The organism is Billgrantia zhangzhouensis, assembly GCF_021404465.1.
Lineage (GTDB): Bacteria > Pseudomonadota > Gammaproteobacteria > Pseudomonadales > Halomonadaceae > Halomonas > Halomonas zhangzhouensis.
This window is the reverse complement of sequence record NZ_JABFTT010000012.1, coordinates 104,239-122,056: the sequence shown is the minus strand read 5'-3', so window position 1 is coordinate 122,056 and position 17,818 is coordinate 104,239. Positions and strand designations below refer to the sequence as shown.

Annotated in this window: 16 protein-coding genes; 4 read left to right on the top strand and 12 right to left on the bottom strand. The window is 64.6% G+C overall.

Annotation, left to right across the window (positions count from 1 at the left end; all coding sequences use genetic code 11):
• Positions 1–167: 167 nt before the first annotated feature.
• The 3 genes from HOP51_RS15905 to HOP51_RS15895 all read right to left on the bottom strand — a co-directional run bounded on the left by HOP51_RS15905 (position 168) and on the right by HOP51_RS15895 (position 6,264).
• Positions 168–1,646 (bottom strand): efflux transporter outer membrane subunit, encoded by a 1,479-nt coding sequence (locus HOP51_RS15905; RefSeq protein WP_234274895.1) that lies wholly within the window; start codon positions 1,644–1,646, stop codon positions 168–170.
• The gene (locus HOP51_RS15900; RefSeq protein ID WP_234274894.1) at positions 1,639–4,812 is read right to left on the bottom strand and encodes an efflux RND transporter permease subunit; all 3,174 of its coding nucleotides are present in this window, start codon (positions 4,810–4,812) and stop codon (positions 1,639–1,641) included. Before HOP51_RS15900 ends, HOP51_RS15905 begins: the two co-directional genes overlap by 8 nt.
• 240 nt (positions 4,813–5,052) lie before the next feature.
• A complete protein-coding gene (locus tag HOP51_RS15895) occupies positions 5,053–6,264 on the bottom strand; it encodes an efflux RND transporter periplasmic adaptor subunit (protein ID WP_234274893.1) in 1,212 nt (403 codons plus the stop codon).
• A gap of 312 nt (positions 6,265–6,576) precedes the next feature.
• Here HOP51_RS15895 and HOP51_RS15890 point away from each other — a divergent pair, with 312 nt between their 5' ends.
• Entirely contained in the window at positions 6,577–7,554 is a 978-nt protein-coding gene (locus HOP51_RS15890) for a LysR family transcriptional regulator (protein ID WP_234274892.1), read from the top strand.
• Positions 7,555–7,585: 31 nt separating this feature from the next.
• Here HOP51_RS15890 and HOP51_RS15885 read toward each other — a convergent pair whose 3' ends face one another.
• Both HOP51_RS15885 and HOP51_RS15880 read right to left on the bottom strand, forming a co-directional pair.
• Positions 7,586–8,002, bottom strand: a complete 417-nt coding sequence (locus HOP51_RS15885; RefSeq protein ID WP_234274891.1) for a RidA family protein — start codon at positions 8,000–8,002, stop codon at positions 7,586–7,588.
• Positions 8,003–8,036: 34 nt separating this feature from the next.
• Positions 8,037–9,926: an ABC transporter ATP-binding protein gene (locus HOP51_RS15880; protein ID WP_234274890.1), complete on the bottom strand. Its 1,890-nt coding sequence runs from the start codon at positions 9,924–9,926 to the stop codon at positions 8,037–8,039.
• A 320-nt stretch (positions 9,927–10,246) separates the two neighbouring features.
• Between HOP51_RS15880 and soxR the strand changes: the two genes are divergently transcribed.
• Both soxR and HOP51_RS15870 read left to right on the top strand, forming a co-directional pair.
• Entirely contained in the window at positions 10,247–10,696 is a 450-nt protein-coding gene (gene soxR / locus HOP51_RS15875) for a redox-sensitive transcriptional activator SoxR (RefSeq protein WP_234274889.1), read from the top strand.
• A gap of 72 nt (positions 10,697–10,768) precedes the next feature.
• Positions 10,769–11,389, top strand: coding sequence for a glutathione S-transferase family protein (locus HOP51_RS15870; RefSeq protein WP_234274888.1), 621 nt, complete (start codon positions 10,769–10,771; stop codon positions 11,387–11,389).
• 27 nt (positions 11,390–11,416) lie between these two features.
• Here the strand turns inward: HOP51_RS15870 and HOP51_RS15865 are convergent, their stop codons facing one another.
• Positions 11,417–11,638, bottom strand: a complete 222-nt coding sequence (locus HOP51_RS15865; protein ID WP_234274887.1) for a hypothetical protein — start codon at positions 11,636–11,638, stop codon at positions 11,417–11,419.
• 148 nt (positions 11,639–11,786) lie between these two features.
• Complete coding sequence (locus HOP51_RS15860) at positions 11,787–12,992, bottom strand: M24 family metallopeptidase (RefSeq protein WP_234274886.1); 1,206 nt, start codon at positions 12,990–12,992, stop codon at positions 11,787–11,789.
• A 143-nt stretch (positions 12,993–13,135) separates the two neighbouring features.
• Here HOP51_RS15860 and HOP51_RS15855 point away from each other — a divergent pair, with 143 nt between their 5' ends.
• A complete protein-coding gene (locus tag HOP51_RS15855; RefSeq protein WP_234274885.1) occupies positions 13,136–13,858 on the top strand; it encodes a YebC/PmpR family DNA-binding transcriptional regulator in 723 nt (240 codons plus the stop codon).
• Positions 13,859–13,919: 61 nt separating this feature from the next.
• Here the strand turns inward: HOP51_RS15855 and HOP51_RS15850 are convergent, their stop codons facing one another.
• From HOP51_RS15850 to HOP51_RS15830, 5 genes are all read right to left on the bottom strand, one after another.
• Positions 13,920–14,987 carry a DUF3618 domain-containing protein gene (locus HOP51_RS15850; protein ID WP_234274884.1) on the bottom strand — a complete coding sequence of 356 codons (1,068 nt, stop codon included), beginning with the start codon at positions 14,985–14,987 and terminating at the stop codon, positions 13,920–13,922.
• Complete coding sequence (locus HOP51_RS15845) at positions 14,984–15,421, bottom strand: phage holin family protein (RefSeq protein WP_234274883.1); 438 nt, start codon at positions 15,419–15,421, stop codon at positions 14,984–14,986. Before HOP51_RS15845 ends, HOP51_RS15850 begins: the two co-directional genes overlap by 4 nt.
• A gap of 62 nt (positions 15,422–15,483) precedes the next feature.
• A complete protein-coding gene (locus tag HOP51_RS15840; protein WP_234274882.1) occupies positions 15,484–15,939 on the bottom strand; it encodes a hypothetical protein in 456 nt (151 codons plus the stop codon).
• 253 nt (positions 15,940–16,192) lie between these two features.
• Entirely contained in the window at positions 16,193–17,029 is an 837-nt protein-coding gene (locus tag HOP51_RS15835; RefSeq protein WP_234274881.1) for an alpha/beta hydrolase, read from the bottom strand.
• A gap of 21 nt (positions 17,030–17,050) precedes the next feature.
• Positions 17,051–17,803: a creatininase family protein gene (locus HOP51_RS15830; RefSeq protein ID WP_234274880.1), complete on the bottom strand. Its 753-nt coding sequence runs from the start codon at positions 17,801–17,803 to the stop codon at positions 17,051–17,053.
• Positions 17,804–17,818 lie beyond the last annotated feature (15 nt).

The following is a 17,818-nucleotide window of genomic DNA, read 5'->3' as shown; positions in this document are numbered from 1 at the left end:
GGCGAGCAGCATAGCAGAAAATGGTGAAACGCATCTTCCTACCGGCAGTGCCGGGTCAGCGAGTGCTTACTGGGGGTGTACGGCGGAACGTGGAACAGGTTGAGCCGGCACGGCGCATGGCGCCATGCCGTCTCGTCATCATGCGGGCAAGCCGGAGGCTCGCCCTCTCAGGTGGAGGTCAGCGCGGGTTCGGCACTCGCCTGGCGCGGCTCGTTCATGCGCTCCTCCCAGCCGCCAGCCAGCGCCCGGTAGAGTCCCACCAGGGCGGTGGAAGCGCGCACGTTGGCTCGCGCCAGGCCATCCTCGGCCTCGAGTCGCGAACGCTCGCTGTCGATCACCTCGAGGAAATCGATCACGCCGACCTCGAAGCGTACCCGCGCCTGACGGGCCGCCTCGGTGCTGGCCTCGGCGGCCGCCGCCAAGTGCTCACGTTCACGCAGCAACTGGGCGTAGCGGGCAAGTGCCGTCTCGGCTTCTTCCAGCGCCAGCAGTATGGTCTGCTCGTAGCGCGCCAGGTTGGCCTCGGCCTCGGCATCGGCGGCGGCCATGCGTGCGCGCACCCGGCCGCTGTCGAGGAACGACCAATCCACCCCCAGCGCCACCAGCCGGGTCTCGCTGTCGCGGCCGAACAGCTCGCCGGTGCTGGCGGCTTGGGTACCGAGCAAGCCACTCAGGGTGAAACGCGGGTAGAGGTCGGCTGTGGCCACGCCGATGCTGGCGGTGGCGGCATGCAGGCGTCGCTCGGAGGCGGCGATATCGGGCCGGCGGCGCAGCAGTTCGCCGGGCAGCCCGGCTGCCACCTGGTCAGGCAGTGCCGGTAGCGGCGCGGGTGCCTCCAGTCGGGCGACCAGTGCGGCGGGCTCGCGCCCGGTCAGCACCGCCAGGCGATGGGTGATGGCAGCGATCTCAGCCTCGAGTGCCGGGATGCGCGAAAGCGTGCTTTCGAGCTGCGCCCGGGCGCGCACGCTGTCGAACTCGGTGCCGCGTCCGGCCTCCAGCCGTGCATCCACCAATTCCAGCGACTCACGCTGGTAGTCGGCATTGTCCTCGGCCACGCGCAGTTGCTCCTGCAGGCCGCGCAGGCGCATGTACTGATCTACCAGCTCGCCGACCACCACCACCTGCATGGCGCGCACATCCGCAGCCGATGCTTCCACTTCGGCCTGCTGGGCTTCCACGGCGCGCCGCACGCGGCCGAAGAAGTCGAGCTCCCACAGCGCGGCGACGCCGGCGTCATAGCTCTCGAAGTCGCGCTGGGAGCGCGTCGCCTCGGGCATCTGGTCGGCGCTGACACGCTGGTGGGCGGCGCCGCCCTGGGCGGTGACGCTGGGCGCCAGGTCGCGACGCGACTGGCGCAGTAGCGCCAGGCTGCGGTCATGGCGCGCCAGGGCGATGCGCAGGTCGTGGTTGGCATCGAAGGCCTCCTCGACCAGCTCGGTCAGCAGCGCATCGTCGAAGCCGCGCCAGAATTCCCGCTCGACTGCTTCCATTGTGACCAGCCCCGGCTCCGCGCGTACCAAAGCAGCGGGCTCGGGCAGTGTCGGCGCGCGGTAGTCGGGCCCCACCGCACAGGCGGCCAGCGCCAGAACGAGCGGCAACGGCAGCAGGTTACGCATGGCTCTCATGGGTTTGGCCAGATCAGGCATGGTAGGCGCCCTCCACGGGTTGTGCATCGCCGGGTTCGGCCTGCCCACGCGTGACCAGCTTGCGCAGGGCGACGTAGAACACCGGGGTCAGGAACAGGCCGAACAGAGTCACGCCGAGCATGCCGGCGAACACCGCCGTGCCCAGTGCCTGGCGCACCTCGGCGCCGGCACCGCCAGCCAGCATCAGCGGCACCACCGCGGCGGTGAAGGTGATCGAGGTCATGATGATCGGGCGCAGGCGCAGGCGGCACGCCTCCAGCGCCGCCTCGACGATGCCGCGTCCCTGCATCTCCAGCTCGCGAGCGAACTCGACGATCAGGATGGCGTTCTTGCACGCCAGGCCGATCAACACCACCAGGCCCACCTGGACGAAGATGTTGTTGTCGCCACCGGTTAGCTTCACGCCGATCAGCGCCGAGAGCATGCACATCGGCACGATCAGGATCACCGCCAGCGGCAACGTCCAGCTCTCATAGAGCGCGGCGAGCGCCAGGAACACCAGTAGGATGGCCAGCGGGAACACGATCAGCGCCGCCCCGCCCTGGTTGACCTGCTGATAGCTCAGGTCGGTCCATTCGAAGGCCATGCCGGCAGGCAGCCCCCCCGCGGCGAGCTGCTCCACCACCTGGATGGCCTGGCTCGACGACAGCACGCGCGGGTCGGCCTCGCCCATCAGATCCGCCGCCGGGTAGCCGTTGTAACGAATCACCGGGTCGGGGCCGAAGCTCTGGTCGATGCGGATCATGCTGCCAATCGGCACCATCTCCCCATAGACGTTACGGGTACGCAGGCGATCGATGTTGGCCACGTCCATGCGGAAATCGCCATCGGCCTGGGCCATCACCTGCCAGGTACGTCCGAAGCGGTTGAAGTCGTTGACGTAGACCGAGCCAAGGTAGACCTGCAAGGTCTCGAACAGGTCGGTCAGCGCCACGCCCTGGGTCTTGGCCTTGACCCGGTCGACGTTCAGGTCGAGCTGCGGCACGTTGGACTGGTAGGAGGTGATCGGGTAGCCCATTCCCGGGGTCTGCGCCAGCGCCCCGCTAAGGCCATCGACGGCGTTCTGCAACTCGCCGTAGCCAAGGTTGGCGCGATCCTGCACGAACAGCGAGAATCCCGAACCGGAGCCGAGCCCCAGGATCGCCGGCGGCATGAAGGCGAAGCTGAAGGCCTCCTGCAGGGCAGCGAACTTGCCGTTGAGCTCGGCGGTGATCTCCTCGGCACTGCGCTGGCGGTCGCCGAATGCTTCCAGGCCAAAGAACACCGTGCCGGAATTGGGCGTGTTGGTGAACTGCAGAGGATTGAGGCCCGGAAACGCCACTGCCGCCTCGACTCCTTCGGTCTCCAGGGCCAGCTCGGTCATGCGCCGGATCACCGCCTCGGTACGATCGAGCGAGGCCCCTTCGGGCAGCTTGGCACCGCCGATCAGGTACATCTTGTCCTGGGTGGGAATGAAGCCCCCCGGCACCATCTGGAACATCACGCCGGTACCCGCCAGCAGCAGCGCGTAGACGGCGAATACCGCGCCGCGCCGGCGCAGGCTGCGCGCCACGCCGCCCTGATAGCCGTTGGAACTGGCAGTGAAGAAGCGGTTGAAGGGTCGGAACAGCCAGCCGAACAGGAAGTCGATCAACCGCGACAGGCGATCCTTCGGCGCGTCGTGGGGCTTGAGCAGCATCGCCGCCAGCGCCGGCGACAGCGTCAGCGAGTTGATCGCCGAGATCACCGTGGAGATAGCGATGGTCACCGCGAACTGGCGATAGAACTGGCCGGTGACGCCCTCGAGGAAGGCCATCGGCACGAACACTGCGCACAAGACCACCGAGATGGCGATGATCGGCCCGCTCACCTCACGCATGGCCTGGTGGGCCGCTGCCAGCGGCGCCAGCCCTTCCTCGATGTTGCGCTCGACGTTCTCCACCACCACGATGGCGTCATCAACCACGATACCGATCGCCAGTACCAGGCCGAACAGCGTCAGGCTGTTGATCGAGAAACCGAGCAGATAGAGCACGGCGAAGGTGCCCACGATCGACACCGGCACCGCCAGCAGCGGGATCACCGAAGCCCGCCAGGTCTGCAGGAACAGCGTGACCACTAGCACCACCAGCAATACCGCCTCGAGCAGGGTCTTGATCACCGACTTGATCGAGTCGCGCACGAACACCGTGGGATCGTAGACGATGGTGTACTCCACGCCTTCGGGGAAGCGCTGGGAGAGTTCCTCCATCTTGTCGCGCACTGCATCGGATAGCGCAATGGCGTTGGAACCGGGTGCCTGGAAGATACCGATGGCCACCGCCTGCTGGTTGTCGAGCAGCGCCCGCAGCGAATACTCGGCGGCACCGAGTTCGATACGCGCCACGTCGGAGAGGTAGGTGATCTGCCCGTCGCTGCCCGCCTTGACCACGATGTTGCCGAACTCTTCCTCGGTGGTCAGGCGTCCCTGGGCGTTGATCGAGACCAGGAAGTCGGACGTGGTCGGCGTCGGCGGCGCACCGAGCTGGCCGGCCGAAACCTGCACGTTCTGCTCACGGATCGCTGCGATCACGTCGCCGGCGGTGAGCCCACGCGCGGCGGCGCGGTCAGGATCGATCCACACCCGCATGGCATAGTCGCCGGCACCGAACATCATCGCCTGGCCCACGCCGGGCAGGCGTGCCAGCTCGTCGCGCACGTGCAGCGCCGCATAGTTGCGCAGGTAGGTACTGTCGTAGCGGCCGTCGGGCGAGATCAACTGCGGCACCATGGTCAGATCGGGCGACTGCTTGTCGGTGGTCACGCCCTGGCGGCGCACCGCCTCGGGCAGCCGCGCCAGCGCCTGGCTGACCCGGTTCTGCACCTGCACCTGGGCCTCGTCCGGGTCGGTACCGGGACGGAAGGTCAGCGTCATCGCCAACACCCCGTCGGAGCCGGCCACCGACTTCATGTACATCAGGTTCTCGACTCCGGTGATCGCCTCCTCCAAAGGCGTGGCCACCGTTTCGGCGATCTCCCTCGGGTTGGCGCCGGGATAGACCGCGCGCACCTGCACGGTGGGCGGTACCACGTCGGGGTATTCGCTGATAGGCAGCAGCGGGATGGTGATGGCGCCGGCAATGAATATCAGGATCGACAGCACCGCGGCAAAGATCGGCCGGTCGACGAAGAACTTGGCGAAATTCATGACAAGACTCCCTTACGGGACGGACACTGGGTCCGCCCCGTACAAGTCAGGGGGGGGTTATGGTCAGGAAACGCTGCACAAATGCCTGCGCGGGCAAATCGCTGCGTTGCGCGGTGCTCGGAATCCTCACCTATACCGCATAGGCTCCGGTTCCTGCGCTCCGTGCGCCTTGCGCTTCACTCCGCTCGCCGATTTGTTCGGCATTTCCTTATCTGGAGTCGTGCGGGGCGGTGCAGCAGCTCAACGCATCGCGGCGTATTCTCCGGCCGCGCCTCCCGAGCCGCGCATGTCGACGCTCTCCGCCGCTACCGGCATACCCGGGAAGAAGATCCGCTGCGCGCCGCTCACTACCACCTGGTCGCTGGGTTCGAGCCCAGCCGTCACCACCCGCAACCCGCCGACCATGCGCCCGAGCTGCACGTCGCGGCGCATGGCCCGCCCCTCTTCGTCGACCACGTAGACGTACTTGCGGTCCTGATCGGTGAGCACCGCCTTGTCGTCGATCAGCAAGGTGTCTTCGGCGCTGCCCGCCAGCAGCTGTACGCGGGCGTACATGCCGGGGGCGAAGCGGCCTTCGCTGTTGTCGAGTACGGCGCGGGTCAGGATGGTGCCGGCTTCGGCATCGAGACGGTTGTCGACGAAGTCGACCTCGCCGCGGTAGGGATATCCCTCGTCGTTGGCCAAGCCGACGCGTACCGGCAGACTTGAGCCGCGGAACTCCGCCCGCTCGCCGTTGCGCGACATCGCCTCGTAGCGCAGGTAGGCCTGCTCGTCGCTATGGAAGTGCACATGAACCCGGTCCAGGGCGACGACCCGGGTCAGCGGCGTGGCTTCGGAAACGAGGTTGCCCGGCGTGACCAGTGCCCGCCCGGTGCGCCCGGCAATGGGCGCACGTACCTCGGTGAATTCCATGTTGAGCCTGGCCGTCTCGGCGATGGCCTGGGCCGCCAGAGTATCGGCTTCCGCAGTGGCCGCCGCCGCGCGACGCTGATCCAGCTCCTCGCGCGAAATAGAGCGGGTTTGCGACAGCGCCTCGGCCCGTGCGGCTTCGCTGCGTGCCAGCTCGGCACGCGCCCGGGCACGCTGCAACTCGGCCTCGGCTCGCTCCAGCTCGGCGCGATAGGGACGCTGATCGATGACGAACAGTACGTCGCCCTTCCCGACTTCCTGGCCTTCGCTGTAGTTGACGCTCTCGATGTAGCCCGACACCCGTGGACGCAGGTCGACCGTCTCCACCGCCTCGATCCGGCCGGTGAAGGCGTCCCACAGTTCCACGTCTTCGACCAGCACCTGGGCCACGCTAACCTGAGGAGGCGGCGGTCCCTGCTCGGCACCCGCCTGAGTGTCGGCCTGGCTCTCGCATCCTGTCAGAACGACGAGCCCGGCGACCATGGCGATAACCATGAGCGTTCGCCGGCTGTCTCTCTTCTCGAACATCTTGTGGACGTTCATCGTTTCTTTTCTCCCTATACCAAGTAGCGATTCGCAGTGCCGATACAAGACTTGGCCGACAATCTCTTCACGAATTAATTATGCTTAGCCTTTTCCCTATCACGACTCATGTCGTTGGGCGGCGTTATTAATCGACAACTGCCAACTTTGCCGAATGTCACCATATAGAGTTACGGGGCACTTGATTAGTCGGGCCAACAGGGAAATACTGTCCCATTGGCGGGACAGTCACCGTGCAGCCGTTCTCGTCTTCTCTTGCTCTGTGGTGTTTCCCCCCCCCTGACATTGCATGCACGGCACAGGACAATGACCATGCTGCAAGACCTCAACGATGCCCTGATCTTTGCCAAGGTCGTGGAGCAGGGCAGCTTCATTGCCGCCGCCAAGCAGCTTCGCCTCTCCAAGACCACTGTCAGCCGCAAGGTACAGATGCTCGAACAGCGCCTGGGTGCCCGCCTGTTGCATCGCACCACCCGCAGGCTGAGTCTCACCGAGGCAGGCTCCATCTATTTCGATTACTGCAACCGTATCGTTCGCGACCTGGGTGAAGCAGAAAAGGCCGTACACCACTTGGAAGAAAGCCCCCGCGGCTGGCTCAGGGTGACTGCTCCCTTCACCATGTGCACCGAGTTCACCTCGGTACTGATACGGGATTTCCGTCAGCTGCATCCCCAAGTACGCATCGATCTGGTGCTCTCCAACGAGCGTCTCGACCTGGTGGCCAATCAGATCGACGTGGCGCTACGGGTCGGCCCACTGCCGGACTCCAGCCTGGTGGCACGCCCCCTGGCCCGCTTCCGCTCGTTCGTCTATGCCAGCGAAACCTACCTCGCTCGACATGGCGAACCTCGAACGCCATCGGACCTGGCTTCTCACCCGGTGCTGGCCAAGGCCATGGAACAGCGCGGCCAACGCTACGTCTGGCAGTTGAGCAACAGCGCGAGCCGGGAAACCGTCGAGGTCGAGGTCGATCCGGTCGCCATTGCCAACGACCCCTTCGCCCTGCGCGGCATGCTCGAAGACGGGCAAGGCATCATGCTCGCCAACGAGTTCGTCATCTGTCTCAGTGCGGAAGCCACGAGGCCACGGCGCATCCTGGAAGGCTGGGAGGGCCCCATGGTCGAAATGAATGCCGTCTTTCCCGGCGGCAGCCTCGTCTCACCCAAGGTGCGCACCTTCGTCGACTTCGTCGTCGAGAGCATGCGAATCGAAAGCCTGTCGGCACCCGAGCCATGGCAGCCTCCGGTTTACACCGGCACCCCGACCGAGGCCATCGACGAGCCGGCTTGAGCCGGCTGCCGGGGCACCGCATGCCGCTGCCTTACTCGATGTCAGCCAATACCGCCTCGGCTTCGATCTCGATCAGCCACTCCGGCTCGGAGAGGCCGCTGACGATCACCCATGAACTTGCCGGCGGCGATTGAGGGAAGCGCGAGCGCAGCGCCTGCACGACTCCCTCCTGATCATAGCGGGCAGGCTCGGTGATATAGATACGCAGCATTACCACATGCGACAGGTCACCTCCCAGCGTGGCGAGGATCGCTTCGATATTGTCCAGCGCGGCAAAGGTCTGGCCCTCGAGGTCGGGGTCGACCAGGCACTCATGAGCATCGACACCGACCTGTCCCGAGAGATGCACACGATAGCCTCCCCTCACCATCACGGCCTGGCTGAAACCGTACTGCAGCGTATCGGGCACACCACGCGGGTTGATGACTTCACGTTCCACGCCCTTCATACCTTTCCTCCTCCTGCCATGGGTTCGTCTTGTCTCAGGATTCCACGTCCAGCGGCCGACCATGCTGGCGTTCGCCCTCTTCTTCGGTGTCCAGTCCCAAGAAACCACCCGACTGGCGACGCCACAGCGAGGCGTACAGGCCATTGCGCACCAGCAGTTCGCTGTGCGTGCCGCTCTCGACGATGTTTCCCTCATCCAGCACGATAAGTCGATCGAGCATGGCAATGGTCGACAGGCGGTGCGCGATGGCGATCACCGTCTTACCCACCATCAGGGTGTCGAGCTGCTCCTGAATGGCCGCCTCGACTTCGGAGTCGAGTGCCGAGGTCGCCTCGTCGAGCACCAGGATCGGTGCATCCTTGAGCAGCACACGGGAGATGGCGATACGCTGACGCTGACCACCGGAGAGCTTCACCCCGCGCTCGCCGACGTGTGCATCGAGACCGCGGCGGCCCTTGTGATCGACCAGGTCGAAAATGAACTCGGCATGGGCCCGGCGTACGGCTTCCAGTACCTGCTCATCGGTCGCCTCGGGGCTACCGTAGCGGATGTTGTCGCGCACCGAGCGATGTAGCAGCGAGGTGTCCTGGGTCACCATGCCGATCTGCCGGCGCAGCGACTCCTGGGTGACCTCGGCGATGTTCTGCCCATCGATCAGGATGCGCCCACCTTCCAGGTCGTAGAAACGCAGCAGCAAGTTGGCCAAGGTCGACTTGCCGGCGCCGGAGCGCCCGATCAGGCCGACCTTCTCTCCGGGCGCGATGGTCAAATTCATGCCGTCGAATACGCGGTTCTTCTCGCCATCGGGCCGGGAGTAGCCGAAGCGCAATGCGTCGAAGCGTATCTCGCCGCGTGACACCTCGAGCGACTTGGCATGAGATGCGTCCTTGACCTCGGTCTCGCGGGCGATGGTGTTGATGCCGTCCTGCACCGTGCCGATGTTCTCGAACAGCCCCGCCACCTCCCAAAGGATCCAGTTGGACATGAACCGGATGCGCATCACCAGGGCGATGGCGACCGCGATCACCCCGAGCGACACCGCCTCCAGATACCAGGCACCGATGGCGATCGCCGCCACCCCCGCCAGCAGCAGCGAGTTGAGCAGCGTCAGGCTCACCGTCAGCTTGGTGGCCAAGCGCATCTGACGATGCACGGTAGTCATGAAGCCCTCCATGGCATCCCGAGCGTAGTCCTGCTCGCGCTGGGTATCGGCAAACAGCTTGATAGTCTGGATGTTGCTGTAGCTGTCGACGATGCGCCCGGTCATCCGCGCGCGGGCGTCGGCCTGTTCCATGGAGACCTGGCGCAGGCGTGGCACGAACACTTTCATGATCGCGATATAGCCGGCCAGCCAGGCCACCAGCGGCAGCATTAGCCATGGCTCGGCGCTACCCATCAGCAGCATGGCGCCAATGAAGTAGACGATCACGTAGACCAGCAGGTCCATCAGCTTCATCACCGTCTCGCGAATCGCCAGTGCCGTCTGCATCACCTTCTGCGAGACCCGCCCGGCGAACTCGTCCTGGTAGAAGGCCATGCTCTGGCTCAGCATGTGGCGATGCGCCAGCCAGCGTCCGATCATCGGGTAGTTGCCGAAGATGCTCTGGTGGGTGATCAGAGACTGCAGCAGGGTCAGCAGTGGCAAGCCGATCACCACCAGTGCCGCCATCCCGGCCAGGCGCCAACCGTACTCGGCGAAGAAACCGTCGCGCTCGGCCCCCGCCAGCCAGTCGACCAGCTCGCCCATATAGCTGAAGAACAACACCTCGGTGGCCGAGACCAGCGCAGTGAGCAGCGACATCACGATCAGCAGCGGCAGTACCGGGCGCGAGAAGTGCAGGATGAAGGCGCCCAGCCCCCGCGGCGGCGTTTCGGGTACGCCCGGAGGATAGGGGTTAACCAGATTTTCGAAGTAACGGAACATGACAACTCCATCGTCAAGTAAACTTAGGCAATGAGAAATCCGGCAATATCGCTTTCCGGAGCCGATGGCCCACCCTTGACCGGTCCATCGGGGCTGACAGGATGCAGGCTAAAACCTAAACTTAAATTTAGGTCAAGAGCCCAATTGAAAAATATGTGCGGAAAGAAAAGAGCAAAAAACCAAACTTCCTGATCTCTTTTCTCACCCATCCTTATATATCTAAAATCGGAAAAAATCGTTGGAGGAATATCGGCATGTCTTGTCAGGAACTTGAAGGGAGGTTAAAGACGTCTGCCCCATCGAAGTCACGGAGGCGCAAGATGCCGGCCTACCTTCAGCGCGACCTCAGCGTCGGCGAAGTTGCCAAGCGTAGCGGCCTGGCGGTTTCGGCCATCCACTTCTACGAGGCCAAGGGGCTGATCAAGAGCCGCCGCAACGCTGGCAATCAGCGTCGCTTCACACGCGACGTGCTGCGCCGCGTGGCGATCATCAAGGTCGCCCAGCGTACCGGCATCACCCTAGCCGAAATTCGTGCCGCCTTCGATACCTTGCCGGACTTCCGGGCGCCGACCGCCACCGACTGGCAGCGCCTCTCGGCGAGCTGGCAGCATGCCCTGGATGACAGGATCGCCCGGCTCACTCAGCTACGCGACCAGCTCGACCACTGCATTGGTTGCGGCTGCCTGTCGATGCAGGAGTGCCCGCTGCGCAACCCCGAGGATGAGCTGGCCGAGGAGGGTTCGGGACCGCGACTGCTCGATCCCGACTGAGCTTGCGTTTAACTGCTTGGCTACATTCCCTTCGGAAGCTGCTATCTTCGGGGGAGCCTCAGGAGAGCCGCCATGCATGAGTCCCTCACCCTTTATACGAACCCCATGTCCCGTGGACGTATCGCCCGCTGGATGCTCGAAGAGATCGGTGCCCCCTATCGCACCGAGATCGTGGAATTCGGCCCTACCATGAAGGCGCCCGAATACCTCGCCATCAATCCCATGGGCAAGGTGCCTGCCATACGACACGGCGAAACGGTGGTGACCGAATGTGCCGCCATCTGCGCCTACCTGGCCGATGCCTTTCCCGAAGCCGACTTGGCGCCGCCGCTCACCGAGCGCGGCGCCTACTATCGCTGGCTGTTCTTCGCCGCCGGCCCGCTGGAAGCCGCGATCACGGATCGCGACCTAGGCATGGAGCCCAACATCACGCAACAGGGCCGTGTCGGCTATGGCAGCATCGAGGCGGTATTGGAAACCCTGGAGATAGCCGTCAGCGCGCACGAGTACATTGCCGGTCCCCATTTCTCTGCGGCCGATGTCTATCTCGGCTCGCACATCGGCTGGGGGCTACAGTTCGGCAGCCTGGAGTCGTGCCCCGCCTTCGTCGATTATTGGGCGCGGGTCAGTGACCGCGAGGCCTATCGCCGCGCCAACTCACTCGATGATGAGGCCATGCACCACCACGGCTGAGCCGTGCTCCCATGGCCCCAGCACGAATCACTGGGTCTCGTAGGGGCGAACCCATAGATCGTCCGGCTGATGACGGCTGAGGATCTGCTCCGCGCCGGATTTCGCGGTATCCGGCACGATCACCTTGACCTGCCTTGCCTCCTTGTCGAAATAGAGCTTTTCGCGCGGAAAGCCCTCGGAAATGAGCTCGTCGTAGGCATTGGTAGCTTTCATCAGGTCATGATAGGTCGCCGTTACGGTCTGCGTCATGGCTTCCTCCCACTGCTTGGCTGTGGTGGCGTCTGGCAAACCGTCAGTACAGGTTCGCCGAGTGCCTTCAGTATAGTGGCTGTTCGTGGCTCAGCCGGGACTGACGCACCCGGCCCACCACCGTGGACCAGGCTTCCGCTGGCTTCGATTATTCAGTCCCTCCTGCAGTCTCGACCTCGCCGAGCATCCAATCGTTGTCGGTAAGGGGTTCGCCTCCCCGTGGCGTCACTCGCACGGTATCGCTGAGGCCGATGCCCCACTGCCCCGGCACGCGCAAGCAGAGCGGCAAGTGGAAGACCATGTCGCCCTCGAATTCATGCATCTGGCCACGGGCGATGTAGCCGCTGCCTTCGACCCAACTGGGCGGAAACTGCGCACCCACGGCATAGCCGAACACCCCCGAGAAGAACACCCGCTCGGCATGGGGCCGAAGCACCGCCTCGGCGGCCCGGGCGGCATCGTCGAAGGTACTCCCGGGTCGCATCGTGGCGACGAGAGCCTCGAAGAGGTCGCGACACACATCGCGCAGCACCAGCATCTCACGGCTGGCGCCCCCCGCCACGACGGTCTTCATCATCGGCGCGGTGTAGCGCCGGTAGGCGGAGCCAAACTCCAGGAATACCGGCTCGTCCCGGGCGATCTGTTGACGCTGATGATTGAGGTGGATCACGCTGATGCGCTGGCCGCTGGTGACGATGGGCTGCATGCTCATGAACTCGCTGCCGGCCGCCAACATGGCCCGTGCACCTTCGGCCGCTACGTCGCCATCCGCCATGCCGGGGGCAATGACCTGCGCGGCAGCTGCGAGTCCCAGGGAAGTGATCCGGGCACTCTGCCGCAGGCAGGCGAGCTCCGCCTCGCTCTTGACGATGCGAATGCGGTCGAGCAGCTCGCCGCCATCGTCACGGAAGCGCTCGACGCCCAGGCGCGATTGCAGTTCGCGCAGCACGCCATGGCGCAGCCCTGCCCCGTATAGATCCAGGCCAATGGCCTGAAAAGACGCCAAGGTCTCGGCCAAGGGCTCGATCACCTCACCGAGGCCCTCCCAACGATAACCCAGCAGCTCATCGACCCGAGCAGTGACCACCGCCGGCCCGGTCTCGATGGAGGGTACCTGCAGCACCAACCGCTCGGCCGAGCAGACGAGGCAGGTATGCACCGAGACCTCGAAGGTGTTGTAGCCGGTCAGATAGTAGATATCGGCGGGGTCGGTCAGCAGCAGGGCGTCCAGCCCCGCCTCGCGCATGGCGTCGCGTACCCTGGCCAGGCGAGTGTCGAACTCGCTCACCGGAAAGGCCAGTTCACTGGCTTCGAGCTGCGCCGCCAAGGCGTGGCGGTACTGAAGGTGATCCATGACGGGCTCCGCAGTGATGGGTGTATCGGACAGTGTAGCCATGACCCGCAGCACGCCAGCCGCATCAGGGCGAAATAGGGCTGTTCCAGGGCTGGCCGGTTTCGTAGAATCCAGCCTCGTATCCGATGCAACAGGACAACGTTATGGGCAGGGCCTTTCAGAACCGCAAGGAATCCATGGCCAAGACGGCCGCCGCCAAGACCAAGGTGTACAGCAAGTACGGGCGCGAGATCTATGTCTGCGCCAAGCAGGGCGGCACCGATCCCAACGGCAACCTGGCACTGCGCGGGCTGATGGAGCGCGCCAAGAAGGACCAGGTGCCCAGCCACGTGATCGAGAAGGCGCTCGACAAGGCCAGCGGCGTGGGGGGCGAAGACTACTCACCGGCGCGCTACGAGGGCTTCGGCCCGGGCAATTGCATGGTCATCGTCGACTGCCTGACCGACAACCCCAACCGTACCTTCGGCGACGTGCGCGCCTGCTTCAACAAGGCCAAGAGCAAGCTCGGCACGCCGGGCAGCGTCAGCCACATGTTCGACCATTGTGCCATCCTCGCCTTCGTCGGCAGCGACGAGGAAGCGGCGCTTGAAGCCTTGATGGAGGCCGATGTCGACGTGACCGACATCGAGAACGAGGAAGGCCGGATCACCGTCTTCGCCCCGCATACCGAGTACGCCAAGGCCAAGCAGGCCTTGATCGACGCTCTCGGCGAGATCGAGTTCGAGGTCGACGAAATCCAGTTCGTGCCGCAGACCACCACGACGATTGAGGGCGACGACATCGCCTTGTTCGAGAAGCTGCTCGACACGCTCAACGACCTGGACGACGTACAAAACGTCTTCCACAACGCCAAAGTGGCTTCCTGACGCAATGCCGCGCCGGGCTGACGGTCCGGCGCGGCATCTGCCGCTATGCTTCGGCGAGATTTCAGCTACCCTTCGAGGGTGATGAACCGCCGTCGTGCGGCTTGACGTCGGGCGCACTGGATCCGCCCTTCTTCGCAGCTTCGTCTCGAGGGCGCTCGGGGCTTTGGGAAGCGTTTTCCGTGCTGCCAGTACGCCCAGCGCCCCCAGCGCCGGCCTTGGCGAAGCGCTCTTCGCTGGAGGCATTCTCCACGTAGCTGGCCGAGTTCGACGACTGGGCCGAGCGCGCCTCTTCCTTGACCCGTTCGGCGGTCTCGTGAATCTTTTCCTCCGCTCGTTCCAGTTGCTCCTGGCCAAGCGCCTCGGCACGATGCATGGCCCGATCGCGGACCTCACCCAAGTGGCGGTTCTCGACGCGTGTCGGTGAGAACAGGCTACCCAACACCGCACCGACGGCCACGCCCAACGCACCAGCCACCAGCGGATGTTCCTGCACGAAGTGGGTGGTCTGGCTGCCGACATCCTGGACCCGGTGCGACGCGGCGTGCATGGCCGCTTGGCGCTGCTCGCCAAGATGTGAGGCACGCTCGCGGACCTGCCCACTCAGATTCTCGGCGCGGTCGCGGATGCCCTGGGCCATCTGCTGCGCCTTGCGTGTCATGCCGCCACCATGGGCATGCGCCCCGGCACCGTGCTGAGGAGTGGCTCCCATCGCCGCCGGGTCGTGCCCCAACGTGGTGGTGCCTGCCCCGCTGACGGTTTCATGGCTGCCGCTGACGGGCATGTCGTCACCGTTGGGCATGCGGGTTTGCGGCATGGCGCTGCCGGGGTAGCCAGCAGGACGAGGCAATGCTTCGTAGCGGTCGTGATGCGAGTTTCGCTGTGCCAGTACCAGCCAACCCAGGCCGATGCCGGTCACCATCACGGGCAGCGGATTTTCCTTGATCGTTCTTCCCAGGCGGGAGGCGATCCGCTCGGCCCCGCCGTGACGCAGGTAATCGTAGGTCATGTTCATAAGCTGCTCGGGAGAAAGTTTCTCTTCGATTTGATGTAGGGTCTCATCCAGGCGCGCCCGCGCCTGGTAGATCTCGTTCTCGATCTCTTCGGAACGGCGCCGACCGTCCTGGCTCATTTCAGCTCCTCCTTGACCGCCTCTCCATGCTGCTGGGTCAGTGTCCTGTCGCGGCGCAAGCTCGCCATGGTGCGGGTAGGCATCAGGCTTTCCCGCTTGAGCTTCTTGCGCCCCGCCTGCAGCATGACGAGACCGATCACCACCACCGCGCCACCCACGATGAGGGCAGAGAGCCAAGGGGTGGTTTCAGGCGGCAGCACGGTATTGAGGCCGAAGACCGCAGCGGCAAGGAGCACCAGAAAACCACACATCAATACCGCGCCGGCGATGGCAATCGAGGCAAGGGCTCTCATCGCCTGGCTGGTCTTTTCGCTCATTTCGGCCTTGGCCAGCTCGGACTCCTTGCGCACCAGAGCGGTGACTTCGTAAGCCAGGTTCGAGAAAAGAGTCCCGATCGTAGAGCTCTCCGTCCGGATTCTGTTTTCCGCTTCCATGAGGTCATACCTCCCTTCCATTAGGCGGTAACGGCGAATGACATCGCTTCGCGCGGCCTGACTCAGTAGCCCTGGGCGCCGTCCTGGCTGGAGCTACGCAGGAAGCGAGACAGCATGAAGCCTGCCGCGATCGCCCCGCCCATGAACAACGCAGGATGCTGCCGGTTGTACTGACGTGTCTGATCCAGCAGGGTTTCCAGGTCACGCTCGCGAAGGGTGCGCGAGAAGGCATCGGAGCGCTTGGCCAACTCATTGACGCAACCGGAAAAATAGGGCTGCTCCTGACGCTCGAATTCATCGGCCATCTTGTGCAGCACCGTCGAGACCTTCTCCGCCTGTTCGGCCGCTGCCGTCTTCTGACGGTCGATGAGTCCTTCGGCCTGCTGCCGGGCGGCATCGCGCAATTCGTCCCGGGTCTCCTCGGCCTGCTGGCGGATCTCTTCGCGATCGAGGCCGTGCCGGTCACTGTCGTTGTCGGCACCAGCTTCCCGGCTCGCGCGGCTATGGGTATCGCTCATTCGCCACCTCCATGTTTTTGCCAAGTATCACTACGCCCCCGCAGGGGCTTCATGCAATCCTGTGCTGACCAGGCTCGCAGCCTGGCTGACACTCGCAAAATAGTACTCGTGGAGGGCCTGTCAATTTCGCTGGGGAAAGGGGAAACGTGGAACACAATGGCGCAATGAGCGGATAACGATCGTTACTCTCTGCCCCGGTAACTCACCATGGCGAAACGGCACTTACCTCGCGGGCACACCCCCGCAACTTGGGTCAGGGCTGTCGGGGCAAGCGGGCATGGCGAGAGAGAAAGTCGTCTATCGAGGCAGAATACTCCGGCTCGCTTTCGACAAAGCCGGTATTGTGACCGCCGCGAATGGTGAGCATCGCCTTGGGTTCGTTGGCAGCGGCGAAGACCGCCTCTCCCTCGCCATAGGGAATGATCTCATCGTCGCGGCTATGGATGATCAGCAAAGGCGCCTCGATCTGCCTGACGTAACGCTCGGTGGGATAATCCAGCGTCGCCAGCCAACGCACCGGCAGGAAGGGGTAGAGCCGCTGCCCCAGCGCCGGCACCGAGCGAAATGGCGATTCTAGGATGATCGCCGCCGGTTGCTCCCGGGAGGGCAATGCTGCAGCCAGCTCCGCGGCCACGGCGGCCCCCAGCGAGCGCCCGAACAGCACGATCCGGTCGGCAGGAACCTCCTGCTCGATCAGCCAGCGCCAGCCGGCCCGGGCATCCTGCGCCGTTCCCGCTTCGGAGGGACGCCCCTCGCTGCGGCCGTAGCCACGGTAGTCGAGAATCAGCACCGACAGGCCCAGGCGATGAAACTGCCGGATCGAATCGAGGCGATGGGAAATGTTGCCCGCATTGCCATGCAGGAACAGCAGGCTGCCGCGGGCGTTCTCGACGGGAATCCACCAGGCGTCCAGGGTCAGGCCGTCTTCGGTCGCAAGATCGACTTGCTGCCATGCCAGGCCGAGGTCGGCGGGAGTGGCGATATGCTCACGCCCCATATGCGGCAGATAGAGCAGCCGATCCTGAAAGGTCCAGGCCAGCAGCACCACGAGGGCATAGATACCGGCCAGGGAGGCGATCACGCGCAGCATGTTCCCGGCTCCGCCGGCTCGCTAGCCGGCCTGGGTAAAGGCCCGATAGGCCTCCCACGCATCGGCCACGCCGGCCTCGAGGAAGCGCTGACCATGCTCCACGCTGGCAAGCGCGGGATCCGAGCCCATGCGACCGTCGGGGAAGCGCCGCCGAAACTCGTCGGCGTCGCATTGGGCACTGCCGCGAGATGCGATGCGCGGCGACATGTCCACCTGCTTGACGGCCTCGGGTCGCGCGAACCAGGAGAGCGCAACCTCCGAGGCGGTGGCGTGGGTGCCTTCGGCATCGCCGTAGAGCGATTCGGCCAGCTCGCGAACTCGCGGGCCGGCGAACCAGTTACTGGTGGTGAGGTGCAGCTCGGTGGCTGGCTGGGAGCCGTATCCCAGGCTGCGCTCACTGTAGATCTCGGCGAAGGCCGCACTCATGGTGCCGATGTTGCCGCCATGACCGTTGAGAAAGAAGATGTGCGTGAAGCCGTGACGCGAGAGCGACGTGACGGTATCCCGCAGCACGGCGATCAAGGTACTGGGACGCAGGCTGACGGTACCGGGAAAGGCCAGGTGGTGCTGGGCCATGCCCAGGTTCTGGGTCGGGGCCACCAGCACGCCATGACGCTCGCCGAGTTCCCAGGCGATGGTTTCGGGACAGATGGCATCGGTGCCCACCAGGCCGTTGGGCCCATGCTGTTCGGTGGAGCCGATCGGCACGATGATGCCGGTCTTGCGTTGCAGGTAGGCTTCGACCTCCTGCCAGGTAGCATGCTGCAGCCGCATGTCGCCTCCTCGTGG